The following is a 15925-nucleotide window of genomic DNA, read 5'->3' as shown; positions in this document are numbered from 1 at the left end:
TGGCTTAAATTACCAATCTTTATCTGTTTTTACTTTTGCTCCTTTAACCTTTTGAGCATTAATTTTATCCTGAACTTTATTCTCTTCGTTTTTCATCGCTTCAAGCAAACTCTTTACTTGCTGAGGAGATAGTTGGCCCTGACCAGGCTGCGGCTGTTGTTGTTGCTTCTCTTTATCGCCATCTTTACCCTGATCTTTTTGATCTCCATCTTTATCTTCGGGCTTGCCTTTATCGTCTTTATTCTGATCGCCCTGATCTTTCTTTTCATCACCTTGATCGTCTTGATCCTTAGGCTTACCATCGTCGCTTTCTTTGTCATCACCTTCACCATCCTGATCTTTTTGATCTTCATTCTGGTCTTGGTTCTGATCCTGATTCTCATCATCACCGCCGCCACCGCCGTTTTTCTCTTCTTCCTTTTTAGCAAGTGCCAGATTATACCGCGTTTCTTCATCGGTAGGATCATTGCGCAACGCATTTTTATAAGCTTCAACGGCTTTTTTAAAATCCTTTTGCTGATAAAAGGCATTACCCAGATTATGAAACGCCTTATGTTTTTCAGCCTTTGTTTGTGCTACCTCAGCCGCCTGAATATAGCGATTCATCCCCTCTCCATATTTTTTGTTTCGGTAGTAGTTATTCCCCATATTGTATTTGGCCGCCGTATTAGCAGGATCTTTAGCAACTGCTTTTCGGTAGGCAGATTCTGCCGCTGCAAACTCGTTTGAAGCAAACTCATCGTTAGCTTCTGCCACAAAATCCTGCGCTTCTAAAATAGCCGGATCAGGTTTTTCGCTTTGCGCAAATACCACACCAGTGACCAAAATAAAGGTCAAGCTCAAAAGATTATTTATAAAATTCTTCATCATTAAAAAGATTAAGATTTAGACTTATTTTCATTGAATAGATTCAGTTTTCTCACCCAAGCGGTTTTACGCTCCAGTAAGAACACATCTATAATTAGCAAGAATAGTGCCGCAGCAACAAACCACTGAAACTGGTCTTTAAAATCTGCAAATTGCTTGGCTTCAAATTCTTTTTTATCCATTTGATTTAAAGCGGAAGCCATTTTGTCAACCACTTCTTGCGTACTGTTCCCGTTGATGTATTCCCCATCAGCCTCGGCCGCGATCTCCTGAAGCGTTGCCGGATCAAGCTTAGTGATCACCGTCTCCCCATTCTGATCCTTTTTATACGACTGAACAACGCCATTTCTTTTAATAGGAATACGATCACCCGTTTCTGAACCTACACCAATGGTAAAAATGCGAATGCCTTGCTCAGTAGCCGATTCTGCAATAGAAGCCACCTCCCCCGCGTGATCTTCCCCATCAGAGATAATTACTAAAACTCTGTTTGTTTGCTCCTCATCATTGTAATAGGTTTTTGCCAACTCGATCGCATCTCTGATGGCTGTTCCCTGGCTCGACAACATATCTGTATTCATCGAATTAAGGAACATTTTTGCGCTGCTGTAATCTGTAGTGATGGGCAACTGCGGATAAGCGCTTCCGGCATAAGCAATAATTCCCACACGGTCGCTGCCCAAATTGTTAATGATCTGCGTTACCAGCTGTTTTGCTTTATCGATTCGGCTGGGTGCGATATCTTCAGCATCCATACTTTTAGAAACATCAACCGCAAAAACCACATCAACACCTTCCCGCTTTACCGTTTCTAATTTGGTACCGATCTTTGGATTTACCAAAGCCACGGCCATACAGGCCAAGGCGAGACATAAAACAATTAGCTTCAACACTGGTTTAAACACCGAACGCTGCGGCGTTAATTTCTCCAGCAATTCACGGTTGGTCACAAAGCGCTTTTGCGCGCTGCGTTTCCAAAGGGTGACTGCAAAGTAAAGCAGTACCACCACCGGAATTGCCAGCAACGCCCAAAACCATATTTTTTCTTCTAGTAAATACACAAATTAACTATTTAGTATTCAATCTATATTTTAAACAAAACTTCTAAACACCGTATACCTCAACAGCAATTCAAACAACAAAAGCAAACCTGCCAGAATAACCAGCGGTCTGAATTTCTCCTCATAATTGGTATACTTAAACTCTTCAACATCTGTTTTTTCAAGCTTGTTGATCTCGGCATAAATCTCCTCTAAAGACTCATTATCGGTCGCTCTAAAATAGAGCCCGCCGGTTTTGTCTGCGATCTCTTGCAGTAAGGTTTCATCAATCTCAACAGGAATACTTCCGTATTGAAAACTTCCGTCAGGGCGTAAAGCAACAGGAGAAAGCGCTGTCCCATTAGTTCCCAGGCCTATCGTGTAAACTTTGATTCCAAATTCCTGAGCCAGTTCACTTGCGGTAGTGGGCTCTATAAATCCGGCGTTATTCACACCATCAGTCATCAAAATGATCACCTTGCTTTTTGCCTTACTGTCTTTTAAACGGTTCACCGAAGTCGCCAATCCCATTCCTATTGCGGTACCGCCTTCAATAATACTGTTGTACTCAATATCATTGAGCGAACTCAACACAATACTTTTATCGCTGGTAATGGGCGTTCTCGTGTAACTCTCTCCCGCATATTCTACCAGACCGATTCGGTCACTGGGACGATCTGCAATAAACTGCGAAGCCACCTCTTTAAGTGCTTCCAGACGGTTAGGCTTTAAATCACGCGCCAACATACTCGCCGAAACATCAATGGCGATCACAATGTCAATTCCACGAGTGGTGTTTGTTCGCGTAGAAACATCAACATTGCGTGGTCTTGCCAAAGCTGTAATCAAACAGGCTAATGCTAAAAGACGTAAAACGAATAAAACAGGTCGAAATTTTGCAAGCAAACCACTGCCTGCTTTAAAACCCTTTAAACTTGAAAGTTTTACCTGAGCTGTAATTTTATTTCGTTTAAAGAAATACCACACAGCAACTACCGGAAGTAGGAGAAACAACCAGAAAAATTCAGGACTTTGAAATTCAAAATTACTTAACATCGGTAGGTACAGTTTTTTGAAGTTCTACTGAATTTATAATGCGCGCGCTCATCTCTTTTGCATAGGTGTCATCTTCACGATGGGCTACTAAAATTTGCTGTAAAACCCCGGGCGCCGTAAATAGAAGCATCTCATATTCTCCTTTACTGAATTCGTCTTTGTTCAAGGTTTCTGGGAAATCTCCTGTTCCGTAAACGCGTAAACCTTCGGTTCCTTCTGGTGTGGTGTACTTTTCGGTTTTTACGATCAGGTTTTTAGCGCCGTTGGCTTCAATCGTACTAATAAATCCTTGCGCCGAAGCTTCTAAATTGGCTTCATTCTTTCCGCCAAAACGGGTATTATTCACCACCACATAAAAGTCGTCGATCAAGCTTCCGTAGGTAAAGGTGCTCATATCCATCTGTTGCTTGAGCGAATCTGGCAATGCGATCTCATTACGCTCTAAAACTCTAGGAGTACTGATGATTACCGGCGGATACCCGTATTCACTGCGCACCCAATCGCTTTCAAGCAAATCTTTTGAAGGATGCCCGATGAAATTATCTTTTACAAAATCAAAACCTTTGGTGGCAATCAAAATTCCGGTGGCGATCACTAAAATCCCGAAAACCCCAATGATCGAAGTCAAAATGAGCTTACGCTTGCGACGTTTTGCTAAGGCTTCACGGTAAGCTGCATCACGCATCAATTCTTCTTCCGTAGGTGGTGGAATCGCTTCTTTAGTCTCTTTTACGATCTCTTCAGCTACAATACGGTCTGCTTCAGCCTGACCCGCTCCAGGAGAAGTACGAGCGAACTTGGTAAGGTCGGCACGTTTTAAGATTTGGTCTAGCTTAAGAATGGTTTCTTTGCTCAAATCAATTTTACCTTCCTCTTTTTCGAGCATTAAACGCTCGATCAATTCTGAAGAAGTACTTTCCATAGAACGGTCATAAACCTCTTCATCAAGATACCTTCTTACAATATCAGTAAGTTTTGAGTAATATGCTTTAGTCGCGTCACGCTCATCAATGCCGCGCGCCGGTTCTTTGTACTCTTCGTCAAGTTGCTTTAAAGAAAATAGTGCCTGCTCAAACGGCGGAAGCTTTTGTTCTGCTGCTGCTTTTTTACGACTACGTCGAATGATAAAAAACAGGAATCCACCTATTACTGCAGCAAGCAATAAAAAGTACAGTAAATACTCCCAGAATTTACTGGTTGCGCGCTCTACAGCCACAATATCTTTAATATCGTAAAGGCCTTGTTTGGTCGTGTCGATGACTACATTGTTTACTTCAATCGCTACCGAATCTGTATAAAAAGGTTGTTGATTGATAGACACCAATTGCCGTGGAATCGTGTACGAACCACTATCAAACTGGGTTAGGCCGTAGCGTTTGATCAAGTTCATTTTTGCACCGGCGTAGGAAGTGTCAACCTGGTAGGCTTCGATCATTTCTAAAGGCTGAAAGGTTTGCCCTTCAGGAAACAGCACCAAATCTGTAGAATCTGCTTCTACTTGAAATTCATAGGTGATTTGCTCACCAATACGAATTGACGTGGTGTCAACCGCTCCTTTAACCTGCTGCGCTTGCACATTCAATGTGGTTAAAAAAGCAATAATCATTGCGAAAGCAAACGCTCTTATGTTATAAAAACTTGATTTAGGAATATGATTATTAAGGTTACTGTTCATTGTTGTGTTATCCTCTTCGTTTAAAATAACCTAGTAATTTTTTGACATAGCTTTCATCGGTACGCACATCGATTACTCCGGCACCGCTTCTTGTAAAACTATCTTTATAATATGCCACGCGATCGCGGTAATATTTTGCGTAACTGTTACGCACCTTTCTTGATGTAGTATTGACTAGCAATAATTCCCCGGTTTCTTCATCTTCCATCTGCACAATTCCCAAACTCGGAATTTCTTCCTCACGCTGATCGTAAATACGTATGCCTGTAATATCGTGACGCTTGGCGGCGATCTTCATTGTGTCCTGATAGTCGTCTGCAATAAAATCTGAAAGCACAAAGACAATGGCTTTTTTCTTCATCACTCCAGAAAGGAATTTCAAAGCCTGTGCCACATCGGTCTTTTTACTTTTCGGTTTGAATTCTAAAAGTTCGCGAATGATGCGCAGTACGTGCGACTTACCTTTTTTAGGCGGAATGTACAATTCGATCCCATCAGAAAATAAAATGAGCCCGATTTTATCATTATTCTGCAATGCCGAAAATGCCAATGTTGCGGCAATTTCTGTAACCACTTCAGACTTCAACTGCTGATCTGTACCAAAGAATTCTGAACCACTCACATCTGCCACGAGCATCATGGTAAGCTCGCGCTCTTCTTCAAAAACCTTTACAAATGGCTCATTGTAGCGCGCGGTAACATTCCAATCTATATTACGCACATCATCACCAAACTGGTATTGACGCACTTCACTAAAGGTCATACCACGCCCTTTAAACGTAGAATGGTATTCCCCGCCAAAAATATGATCAGACAGTCTTCTGGTCTTGATCTCAATTTTGCGTACTTTTTTTAGAAGTTCTTTAGTGTCCATGAGTAATCAATCAAAAAAGAAAATCAGTAGGCAGTAGTTGCTATTTTTCAAGCAAGAACTGCGAACTGATTTCTAATGCTTAGTTTATGGTACTTCGATCTCGTTTACGATCTTGTTTATAATTTCAACAGTAGTTACGTTTTCGGCTTCCGCTTCATAAGTGATCCCGATACGGTGACGCAATACATCGTGTACTACCGCACGCACATCTTCAGGAATCACATAACCGCGACCTTTAATAAACGCATAACATTTTGAGGCCGTTGCTAAGTTGATACTACCCCGTGGAGAAGACCCAAAACTGATCAAGGGTTTTAAATCTGCCAACTTATAATTCTCAGGATAACGCGTTGCAAAGATAATATCAAGAATATATTTCTCGATCTTTTCATCCATATACACCTCTTTTACAGCCTCCTGCGCACGCAAGATCTGCTCTATAGAAACCACCGGATTCACTTTCTCAAAAGAACCTTTTAGGTTGGCTCTAATGATGAGTTGTTCTTCGGCATGTTTAGGATAGTCAATTACAGTTTTAAGCATAAAACGGTCAACCTGCGCTTCAGGAAGCGGGTACGTTCCTTCTTGCTCAACCGGGTTTTGAGTTGCCATAACCAAAAACGGTCTGTCTAGCTTAAACGTCTCATCACCAATGGTCACCTGTTTCTCCTGCATCGCTTCAAGCAATGCACTCTGTACTTTGGCCGGCGCACGGTTAATCTCATCTGCGAGGACGAAATTGGCAAAAATAGGTCCTTTTTTTATACTGAAATCATTCAGTTTCATATTGTAAATCAAGGTACCCACAACATCAGCCGGAAGTAAATCTGGCGTAAACTGAATACGGCTAAAGCTTCCGTGAACTGCTTGAGATAGCGTATTAATCGCCAAGGTCTTTGCCAGACCGGGAACTCCCTCCAGCAAAATATGCCCACGTCCTAAAAGGCCTATAAGCAAGCGTTCTACCATATGCTTTTGCCCTACGATGACTTTGTTCATTTCCATCGTAAGTATTTTTACAAAAGCACTCTCTTTTTCGATCTTTTCGTTAATCGCTCCTATATCAACAGATGCGCTAGTATCTTCCATACTTTTATTTTATGTGCGTTTTATATGACTCTGAGGTCTACAAGGTTATACTTTATTACTAACCATTTTGTTAAGCAATGGTTAAAATCCCCTGTAAGCACGGCTTATGGAAGGCTTTTAGGGGTAATTCTAATGACGACATTTCACGAGAAATGTTGCAAAAAAAATGCAACCTTTTCAGATTGCTCCTCAAAGATACAGGATTTAGTATTTTTTATCAATAAATGAATCTGGATTAAAGCAGGCATTCAAAAAACATTCTTGTAATTTTCAATTTGTATTACAACCCTAAACTATGACGACTAAAACAGCATTTATTACCGGTGCCACAAGCGGTATCGGAGCAGCAACAGCAACGTATTTTGCCAAAAACGGAATCAACCTCATTCTCTGCGGAAGACGTCAAGAACGCTTAGATGCGCTAAAGGCTGAACTGCAAAATCAAGTAAACGTACACACCTTGACTTTTGATGTGCGAAATAAAAAAGATGTAGCAAATGCGATCAATGGATTACCGGAAGCTTTTCAGCACATAGATATTTTGATCAACAACGCGGGTAACGCGCACGGTCTTGACCCTATTCAAGAGGGAAACACAGAAGATTGGGACGCGATGTTGGACATCAATGTAAAAGGCTTACTTTATGTGAGTGATATGATCATCCCAAAAATGATTGCTCAAAACAGTGGTCACATTATCAACATCGGTTCAACCGCCGGTAAGGAAGTGTACCCCAAAGGCAACGTGTATTGCGCTAGTAAACATGCTGTTGATGCAATTAATCAAGGAATGCGCATAGACTTAAATGGCCATAACATACGTGTGGGAGCGGTTAATCCGGGAATGGTTGAGACTGAATTCAGCGAAGTGCGTTTTAAAGGTGACTCAGAAAAAGCAGATAAAGTGTATCAAGGGTTTAAACCTTTACAAGCAGAAGATATAGCAGATATCATTCATTTTGTTGTCACCCGCCCTTACCACGTAAACATTGCAGATCTGGTAGTTATGAGTGTAGACCAAGCATCTTCTACAGTGGTGAATAAGCAATAATTATTATTGTGATTACTATTGTTGACTTGCGAGATAGCACATCACATCTCATTTAAAAATCTAGAAGTTTTTAAAACGAATGATCGTTCAACTTTAAACAGGTAACCCGTAACTTTATGCTATGATCAACAAACGCCTGCTCATTAAAAACTTACTCGCGCATAATGACGAGAACAGTTTTTATGACAAAAAGCGAAAAGTTGACATCAGCACCAAAGAGGGCAAGGCCAAGTTTTTAAAACACGTCTGTGCGCTATCTAATTCAAACCCCAAAAACAACAGTTATATTGTGATTGGAGTTGAGGATGAAACTAACGAAATCCTAGGTGTTCCGTTTTTTGATGATAGCAAAATTCAAAATTTGGTGAACGCCTATTTGACCAATCCGCCGCTGATTTCTTATGAAAACATTCCGTTTCCGCATTTGCCTTCAGATCAGGTGATAGGTTTGGTCACCATTAGACCCATCAATAAACTCACAGCGCTAAAGAAAAACATCTGGAAATACTGGGGCGGCACTGCCTTTTTTAGAGACGGAAGCATCTCGATGCCTAAAATCTTTCAAAGTGAGATTTTAGATGTAAATAGCGAGATCGTCGCCACGATTGAAAAACACGCACACAACAGTATTGAGCTGACTTTAGATGGTGTGATCGATTTTATTAACGTGCGACATGCAGACCTCTTCACACAGTACAAAGTGTTTAAAGAGCAATTTGTGGTATGCTGGGCAGGGAATAAAAAAGAGGTTAAGGGCAACACCTATTTTAGTCGTGTGGATATCGAATTGATCAACGAGCAAGTGCGGCTTTTTTATTCGGCTTTAGACGAAGTTTCGATCACGATGACCAGCGATCATTTTACCATTTTAGAATACGTATTGTTAGGGCTTCAAAATGAATACAAATATTACCCGTTAGAAGAATTGACGATCAATTTTAATGAAAATGGTTCGTACACCATTGACAGTAATCTGGTTTTTGAGCCGCCACAATTTGACCGAAAATTGCTCTATCACATTTATAACAATAACAATACGATTCTTAAGAAAGTATTGGCTAATAAAGAGCTCAACAAAGGCGAACTTGAAGACCTTTACAATCTGCCGGCAACGTATTTGATTTGCTATCTCAATGGCTTTGAACCGGCGCTTGACAAGCTAGAAAGTATTCGGCCTTATCTTAGAAAATACGGAACCAAACTTTATAATGCATACAAAGAAAACATTCGCATTTTGCGAAAAGTAAAATACAATTCATGACACGTACCCTCGCCATAGGCGACATTCACGGCGGCCTGAGAGCACTTAAACAAATTCTTGAGCGCGCTAAAACAACCCAAGACGACTTACTGATTTTTTTAGGAGATTATGTTGACGGCTGGAGCGAAAGCGCACAAACAGTTTCCTTTTTAATCGAATTATCAAAAACCCACAACTGCATTTTTATGCGCGGTAACCACGATGATCTGACCTATCAGTGGTTGCGGGACAATACTAAAAATGACACTTGGCTCAATCACGGCGGTAGAAGTACGCTAAAGTCTTACGAAGATCTTTCTCGAGAAACCAAAGAAAAGCATATAGAATTCTATAAAAACCTGAAAGATTACCATATTGATAAACAAAACCGCATGTTTGTTCACGCAGGTTTTCAAAACCGAAACGGTCCCGAGTTTGAACACTACAGCACGGCTTTTTATTGGGATCGCACCTTTTGGGAGATGGCAGTAAGCCTAGACAAACGCATTAACAAAGAGGACCCGGAATATCCTATGCGACTACAGTATCATAAAGAGATCTTTATTGGTCATACCCCTGTAACGCGTATAGCCAGAGACGAACCTACACAAATGGCCAATGTTTGGAATGTAGATACAGGAGCCGCCTTTAAAGGAAAGCTTTCGATCATAGATGCTGATACTAAGGAATTCTGGCAAAGTGATCCTGTTTACACCTTGTATCCTAATGAAGAAGGCCGAAATGGATAAACCTAGAGCAAACTTTAGAGCATTTAAATCTCGATTATCGAAAAAATAGTTTGAAACAAAATATAGACTTTTGATACTCATAAGCATACAGCTTTATTAAAACCGAAACATCCTATGGGAATATTTGATAAGATTAAAGAAAAACTCAGCCACGAATTTATCGATATCATCGAGTGGCTCGATTATACGCCAGATACCATTGCACATCGTTTTGAGCGCTATCAAAACGAAATTAAAAACAACGCAAAACTCATCGTTCGTGAGGGGCAGACTGCTGTTTTTGTAAACGAAGGCCAACTTGCCGATGTTTTCACACCCGGAACCTACACCTTAAACACACAAAACCTTCCTATTTTAACAACGCTTAAAGGCTGGAAATATGGTTTTGACAGTCCGTTTAAGGCTGAAGTATATTTTGTGAACACCCATTTATTTACTGACGAAAAATGGGGAACAAAAAACCCAATTACCTTAAGTGACGATCGTTTTGGCCTGGTAGAAATCAGAGCCTTTGGAACCTACGCGTTTAAAATAAGCGACGCCGGAACGTTCATTAAAGACATTGTAGGCACTGATAATAACTTCACCAACTTTGAGATCAACGAGCATCTCAAAAGCCTGATCGCAACGCGATTTACAGACACCGTTGGAGAAGCCAACCTTCCGATAGAATTGTATGCTGCAAACACTACAGAACTTTCTGAGACGTGTAAAGAAGTGATGCAACCCGAGTTTACTTCGGTGGGAATTTCGCTTGAAAAATTCTATATCGAAAATGTATCGATGCCCGAAGAGCTCAAAAAAGAGATCTTCGAATACAGCCGAATCGATAAACTCGACCTTGATAAATTAACCAAATTTAAAACTGCAAAAGCTATTGAAGCTGCTGCAAATAACGAAGGAGGTACCGCCGGTGCCGGTATGGGAATGGGAATGGGCTTTGCGCTTGCCCAACAAATGGGAAATGCAATGAGCAAGCCACAAGCTCAGCAACCGCAAGCCGCTGCAACGCCTCCTCCAATGCCAGTCGCTACACAGTATTATTATGCACAAAATAATGCACAGCAGGGACCTGTGAGTTTTGATCAGTTACAGGCACTTTTCGCCTCGCGTGCGATCAATAGAAATTCCTTGATCTGGAAACAAGGCATGAGCGAATGGAAAGCACTTCAGGAGATCGAAGAATTGAAACCCTTTTTAGGCGGAAACACACCACCGCCACTTCCGGGTCAATAATTAATTTCAAAGCTGCTTTGACCGAACCTTCCATTCAAAAATCTGAACTCAAAAAAGCCTGTAAAAATTGTGGTGCCGAGCTTAAATACAAACCAGGCACCACAACGATTACGTGCGAATACTGCGGAAACCAAGAGCAAATCGCACTGGAAACCGATCCTATCAAAGAATTACCGCTTCGGCAATTTCTTCAGGAAAAAGGAGCTCAGGCAAACAGCGAAGAAATAAGCATACTGCACTGTAAAAATTGCGGCGCCAATCAGCACGTTGAAGAGAATTATAAGTCTTTGCATTGCGTGTATTGCGGCACGCCGCTAATCAGAGAAGATGCAAAAACCGAACAGTGGATTCTTCCGGGCGCGGTGTTGCCTTTTCAGCTTACACAACAAGAAGCGATTCTTCGGTTTAAAAAATGGGTAAACGGACTTTGGTGGGCACCCAACGATTTAAAAAAAGCAACGCTAGACCCTCAGTTCACTAAAGGTTTGTATTTACCGTATTGGACGTTTGACGCGCAACTTTATGGTCAATATAGCGGTGCTCGGGGTGATTATTATTACGAAACACAATCCTACAAAGACAGCAAAGGCCGGAGACAAACACGTCGCGTGCGCAAAACTCGTTGGATTCCCATCAGCGGAAACATTAGCGGTTTTGTAGATGACACCCTTATCAACGCCTCAAAGCAACACACCGGCAAAGTACCTCGTGGTGTCGCACTGTGGAATTTAAAAAAGCTACAGTCTTTTGAAAGCAGCTTTCTCGCAGGATTTGTTACCGAAAAATATACGATTCCGCTTAAGGATGGGCATCTCGAAGCTCAGGAAGAAATGCGTCGCATTGCAGACACCTGGGCGCGTCGCGATATTGGCGGTGACGAGCAACGCGTAAATACGTTAAACATCAATCTGGAAGAAGAAACCTTCAAACATATTTTGCTACCGGTTTACATTTCGGCGTATCGTTATAAAGGAAATGAATACAGCTTCTTTGTAAATGGAGAAAACGGAAGCATTTCGGGAAAACGCCCATATTCCTTCTGGAAGATTTTCTTTGCGGTATTAGCGGGCATCCTTCTTTTTGGATTGGTGTATTTGTTCAGCAAGTAAATGAGAATATCAAACCTTTGGCAACACCAATAAAAAAAAGCCGCTACTTAAGCGGCTTTTTTAGTTATCATAGTTTCTATTACAAATCAAACTTGATTCCCTGTGCCAGCGGCAATTCAGTGGTATAATTGATGGTGTTGGTCTGGCGACGCATATACACCTTCCAGGCATCAGAACCGCTCTCGCGCCCGCCACCGGTTTCTTTTTCACCACCAAAAGCACCTCCAATTTCTGCACCACTGGTACCAATGTTTACATTGGCGATCCCGCAGTCACTACCGGCAACACTTAAGAAGCGTTCTGCTTCACGCAGGTTATTGGTCATAATCGCTGAAGACAACCCTTGGCGTACACCGTTTTGCAGTTCAATCGCATTCTCCACTTCTCCACTGTATTTCATTAAATAAAGTACCGGAGCAAAAGTCTCGTGCTGTACAATCTCATAATGATTTTCTGCTTCTGCAATGGCTGGTTTTACATAGCAACCACTCTCATAACCTTCACCTTCCAGGACGCCACCTTCCACTAAAATTTTACCACCTTCTTCAACCACTTTAGTCAAAGCATTTTGATAATTTTTCACTGCGTCTTTGTCGATTACCGGCCCCACGTGATTGTTTTCATCCAACGGATTCCCAATGCGTAATTGGCCATATGCATCTACAATTGCATTTTTTACTTTATCATAAATGCTCTCGTGAATGATCAATCTTCGGGTTGAAGTACAGCGCTGACCGGCAGTTCCCACCGCGCCAAATACAGCACCGATCACCGTCATTTTAAGATCAGAATCCGGAGTAACGATAATCGCGTTGTTTCCGCCCAATTCCAGAAGTGATTTTCCTAAGCGAGCACCAACAGTCTGCGCTACTTGCTTTCCCATTCGGGTAGAACCGGTGGCCGAGACCAGCGGTACACGCTCATCTTTAGTCATCAATTCGCCTACAGTATAATCGCCGTTGATGAGACACGAAATTCCTTCAGGCAGGTTATTCTTTGCAAACACACGTGCTGCAATTTTTTGACAAGCAATCCCCGTAAGCGGCGTTTTTTCTGAAGGTTTCCAGATACATACATCACCACAAACCCAAGCCAAAGCCGTGTTCCAGCTCCATACCGCAACTGGAAAATTAAATGCTGAAATAATCCCTACAATCCCTAAAGGATGATACTGCTCATACATACGATGCCCGGGACGCTCAGAATGCATCGTCAAACCATGAAGTTGGCGCGAAAGTCCTACTGCAAAGTCACAGATATCTATCATTTCTTGAACTTCTCCCAGACCTTCTTGATAACTTTTACCCATCTCATAAGAAACGAGTTTTCCCAGCGGCTCTTTAAGTCGACGCAGCTCTTCATTAAACTGGCGCACCACTTCGCCTCGCTGTGGTGCTGGTATCACGCGCCATACTTTGAATGCTTCAGCTGCAGTTTGAACCACTTGCTCATATTCTTCCGGAGTGGTTTGCGTCACTGATGCAATGTTTTTTCCGTCAACGGGAGAAACGGAAGTAATCAATTTACCCGAATTACTCGTTTGTAAACCGGTTGAAGTTCCTGCATTTTCAGAAGTGATCTCTAATGCTTTTAGCGTTTCAGCTATTGCTGCGTTATCAGTGATATGAGCCATTATATTGTAGTTTTCTTATAATTTATGTTTGTATTCTTCGAAGTTAACAAATACCAACCTCTATTTAAAGTGAAAATTAGAAGATTAGCAAACTAAAAATGCGCCTAAAACAGCGCATTTTTAAATCATATAGCATTCCTACTATTCTACAAATCGAGCATCAGCTTCCATCATCGTACCGCAATTATCGCAGGTACGTAATTCTTCGCTTCCATAGAATACTTTAAAGTGTTTTAAAAAGTCTTTCTCGATATCATTCAGCGGAAAATAAACCTCATAGAGTTTGTGATTGCAATTATCACAAAACCATAATAAACCGTCTTTTCCGTAAAGATCTGCGCGTTTTCGTTCAACAACAAGACCTATAGAACCAGCTTTACGCACCGGAGAATGAGGCACTTTTGCAGGATGCAAATACATATCGCCAGGACCTAATTTCATCTTTCGCTTTTCGCCTTCGTCTTGCACGTGTACTTCGATTTCACCTTCTAGTTGATAAAACAACTCTTCGGTCTCATTATAATGATAATCTTTTCGGGCATTAGGTCCCGCAACCACCATCACGATATAATCATCTGCGTCTTTATATAAATTTTTATTCCCAACCGGTGGTTTTAATAAATCCCGGTTTTCTTCAACCCATTGGATTAAGTTAAAAGGTTTTGCAATAGCCATAATCTCGTATTTAGGCTAAAATTACAACATAATAAAGTGGGATAAAACAATAGTGACACAGAGTTTCTCGAAGGTTTTTCTGTATTTTAGAAGCTTAAAATTCAATTTTTATGAAGTCATTGCTAACTGTTTTATTGCTAAGTTTTTTGTGTTTCGCTTGTAAACAAGAAAACGCTCCTCAAACAACTGTTAAACCAACTCCCCAACAACAAGAATTTGCCATCATCATACACGGCGGAGCAGGCACGATTCTTAAAAAGAATATGACTGATTCTATGGAACAGGCTTATAAAGCTAAGCTTACTGAGGCCATCAAAACTGGCTATGAGATCCTTAAAAATGGTGGAAACAGTCTTGAAGCGGTGCAACGCACTATAAATGTGATGGAAGATTCTCCGCTGTTCAATTCGGCTAAAGGTGCGGTGTTTACTCACGATGGTAAAAATGAACTAGACGCTTCTATTATGGATGGTGCTACTTTAAATGCGGGCGCGGTTGCCGGCGTTACCACAGTGAGAAACCCAATCAATCTGGCCTATGAGGTAATGACAAATTCTGAACATGTGATGCTTAGCGGCAAAGGCGCAGAAACTTTTGCTAAAGAAAAAGGCATTGAACTCGTTGACCCGTCTTACTTTTTTACTCAGAATAGATACGATGCACTGCAACGTGCGCTTGATCGCGAAAAGCAAGATTCATTGAGTAAAGCAACTGCTTTTTATGATCCTTATATTAAGGATGAAAAATTTGGTACTGTTGGCTGCGTAGCATTAGATAAAAACGGAAATATTGCCGCAGGAACTTCGACCGGAGGGATGAGCAACAAGCGTTATAACCGCATCGGTGATTCGCCAATCATTGGCTCCGGGACGTATGCAAATAATGCAACTTGCGGTGTGTCTTCAACCGGCTGGGGGGAGTATTTCATCCGTGGTCAGGTGGCTTACGATATCAGCGCGCAAATGGAATATGCTGAAAAAAGTCTGTCTGAAGCTACAGCAAATGTAATTCAAGAAAAGCTGACCAAACTTGGTGGTACCGGCGGGATCGTAGCACTAGATCACTACGGAAACCCTTCGATGGAATTTAATACCGAAGGAATGTACCGTGCTTATATGAATGACCAAGGCGAATTGACTCTTGGTATTTACAAAGAAAACGAAAACTAGTTCTCGTGGAGCTCACCGAAGATCAATCGTATTACGCGGTAATTTTTACATCAATTCAAACTGAAAATACTTCCGGCTACGCCGAAATGGCTAGCAAAATGGAAACCCTTGCACAAGAGCAACCGGGTTATCTGGGAATGGAACACGCCCGAAGCGAACTAGGGATTACCATATCCTATTGGAAAACCGAAGCCGCCATCGCCGGCTGGAAAAATCAAGTAGATCATCTCGTAGCGCAACAAACCGGAAAGGACAAATGGTATTCAAAATATTCGGTACGCGTGTGTAAAGTAGAACGTGAATATCATTTTAATACGGAAAACTAAGGTAGTAACCTACCTCAACTATTTTATCATGAAAAAACCCTTAAGTAAAAACTTAAGGGTTTTTCAGTAAGTAATTCTCGCGAGGAGAAAAGCGAAACAGCAGGCCCCCACCTGCTGCATCTAACATAACAAAACC

Annotated in this window: 15 protein-coding genes; 7 read left to right on the top strand and 8 right to left on the bottom strand. The window is 41.5% G+C overall.

All coding sequences use genetic code 11. The features are described 5' to 3' along the window. Window positions 1-9 precede the first annotated feature (9 nt). From BUA96_RS05190 to BUA96_RS05165, 6 genes are all read right to left on the bottom strand, one after another. The gene (locus BUA96_RS05190) at window positions 10-870 is read right to left on the bottom strand and encodes a tetratricopeptide repeat protein (protein WP_233430608.1); all 861 of its coding nucleotides are present in this window, start codon (window positions 868-870) and stop codon (window positions 10-12) included. An 8-nt stretch (window positions 871-878) separates the two neighbouring features. Continuing rightward, window positions 879-1928, bottom strand: coding sequence for a vWA domain-containing protein (locus BUA96_RS05185; protein ID WP_072981057.1), 1050 nt, complete (start codon window positions 1926-1928; stop codon window positions 879-881). A gap of 30 nt (window positions 1929-1958) precedes the next feature. Then, complete coding sequence (locus tag BUA96_RS05180; RefSeq protein WP_072981056.1) at window positions 1959-2963, bottom strand: vWA domain-containing protein; 1005 nt, start codon at window positions 2961-2963, stop codon at window positions 1959-1961. Then, complete coding sequence (locus BUA96_RS05175; protein WP_072981055.1) at window positions 2953-4638, bottom strand: hypothetical protein; 1686 nt, start codon at window positions 4636-4638, stop codon at window positions 2953-2955. The genes BUA96_RS05180 and BUA96_RS05175 overlap by 11 nt, the downstream gene beginning before the upstream one ends. A gap of 7 nt (window positions 4639-4645) precedes the next feature. Further along, window positions 4646-5512 (bottom strand): DUF58 domain-containing protein, encoded by an 867-nt coding sequence (locus tag BUA96_RS05170; protein WP_072981054.1) that lies wholly within the window; start codon window positions 5510-5512, stop codon window positions 4646-4648. Between the two features lie 84 nt (window positions 5513-5596). Beyond that, window positions 5597-6601, bottom strand: a complete 1005-nt coding sequence (locus BUA96_RS05165; RefSeq protein ID WP_072981053.1) for an AAA family ATPase — start codon at window positions 6599-6601, stop codon at window positions 5597-5599. Window positions 6602-6896: 295 nt separating this feature from the next. Between BUA96_RS05165 and BUA96_RS05160 the strand changes: the two genes are divergently transcribed. From BUA96_RS05160 to BUA96_RS05140, 5 genes are all read left to right on the top strand, one after another. Continuing rightward, window positions 6897-7652, top strand: a complete 756-nt coding sequence (locus tag BUA96_RS05160; protein ID WP_072981052.1) for an SDR family NAD(P)-dependent oxidoreductase — start codon at window positions 6897-6899, stop codon at window positions 7650-7652. A 121-nt stretch (window positions 7653-7773) separates the two neighbouring features. Next, window positions 7774-8913 carry an ATP-binding protein gene (locus BUA96_RS05155; RefSeq protein WP_072981051.1) on the top strand — a complete coding sequence of 380 codons (1140 nt, stop codon included), beginning with the start codon at window positions 7774-7776 and terminating at the stop codon, window positions 8911-8913. Beyond that, window positions 8910-9641 (top strand): metallophosphoesterase, encoded by a 732-nt coding sequence (locus BUA96_RS05150; protein WP_072981050.1) that lies wholly within the window; start codon window positions 8910-8912, stop codon window positions 9639-9641. Before BUA96_RS05155 ends, BUA96_RS05150 begins: the two co-directional genes overlap by 4 nt. 114 nt (window positions 9642-9755) lie before the next feature. Beyond that, window positions 9756-10877 (top strand): SPFH domain-containing protein, encoded by a 1122-nt coding sequence (locus BUA96_RS05145; protein WP_072981049.1) that lies wholly within the window; start codon window positions 9756-9758, stop codon window positions 10875-10877. A gap of 17 nt (window positions 10878-10894) precedes the next feature. Continuing rightward, window positions 10895-11986: a TFIIB-type zinc ribbon-containing protein gene (locus BUA96_RS05140; protein WP_072981048.1), complete on the top strand. Its 1092-nt coding sequence runs from the start codon at window positions 10895-10897 to the stop codon at window positions 11984-11986. A gap of 79 nt (window positions 11987-12065) precedes the next feature. Here BUA96_RS05140 and amaB read toward each other — a convergent pair whose 3' ends face one another. Together amaB and BUA96_RS05130 are read right to left on the bottom strand one after the other, a co-directional pair. After that, complete coding sequence (gene amaB / locus BUA96_RS05135) at window positions 12066-13619, bottom strand: L-piperidine-6-carboxylate dehydrogenase (RefSeq protein WP_072981047.1); 1554 nt, start codon at window positions 13617-13619, stop codon at window positions 12066-12068. 141 nt (window positions 13620-13760) lie between these two features. Beyond that, window positions 13761-14294, bottom strand: coding sequence for a 3-hydroxyanthranilate 3,4-dioxygenase (locus BUA96_RS05130; RefSeq protein WP_072981046.1), 534 nt, complete (start codon window positions 14292-14294; stop codon window positions 13761-13763). 110 nt (window positions 14295-14404) lie between these two features. On the opposite strand from BUA96_RS05130, the gene BUA96_RS05125 reads away from it, so the two are divergent. After that, window positions 14405-15463: an isoaspartyl peptidase/L-asparaginase family protein gene (locus BUA96_RS05125; RefSeq protein WP_072981045.1), complete on the top strand. Its 1059-nt coding sequence runs from the start codon at window positions 14405-14407 to the stop codon at window positions 15461-15463. A 5-nt stretch (window positions 15464-15468) separates the two neighbouring features. Beyond that, on the top strand, window positions 15469-15789 hold the full coding sequence (locus BUA96_RS05120) for an antibiotic biosynthesis monooxygenase family protein (RefSeq protein WP_072981044.1): 321 nt from the start codon (window positions 15469-15471) through the stop codon (window positions 15787-15789). Window positions 15790-15925 lie beyond the last annotated feature (136 nt).

Origin of the sequence: Leeuwenhoekiella palythoae (assembly GCF_900130045.1) — a bacterium.
Lineage (GTDB): Bacteria > Bacteroidota > Bacteroidia > Flavobacteriales > Flavobacteriaceae > Leeuwenhoekiella > Leeuwenhoekiella palythoae.
The sequence above is the reverse complement of the archived record's forward strand: the minus strand, read 5'-3'. Positions and strand labels throughout refer to the sequence as shown.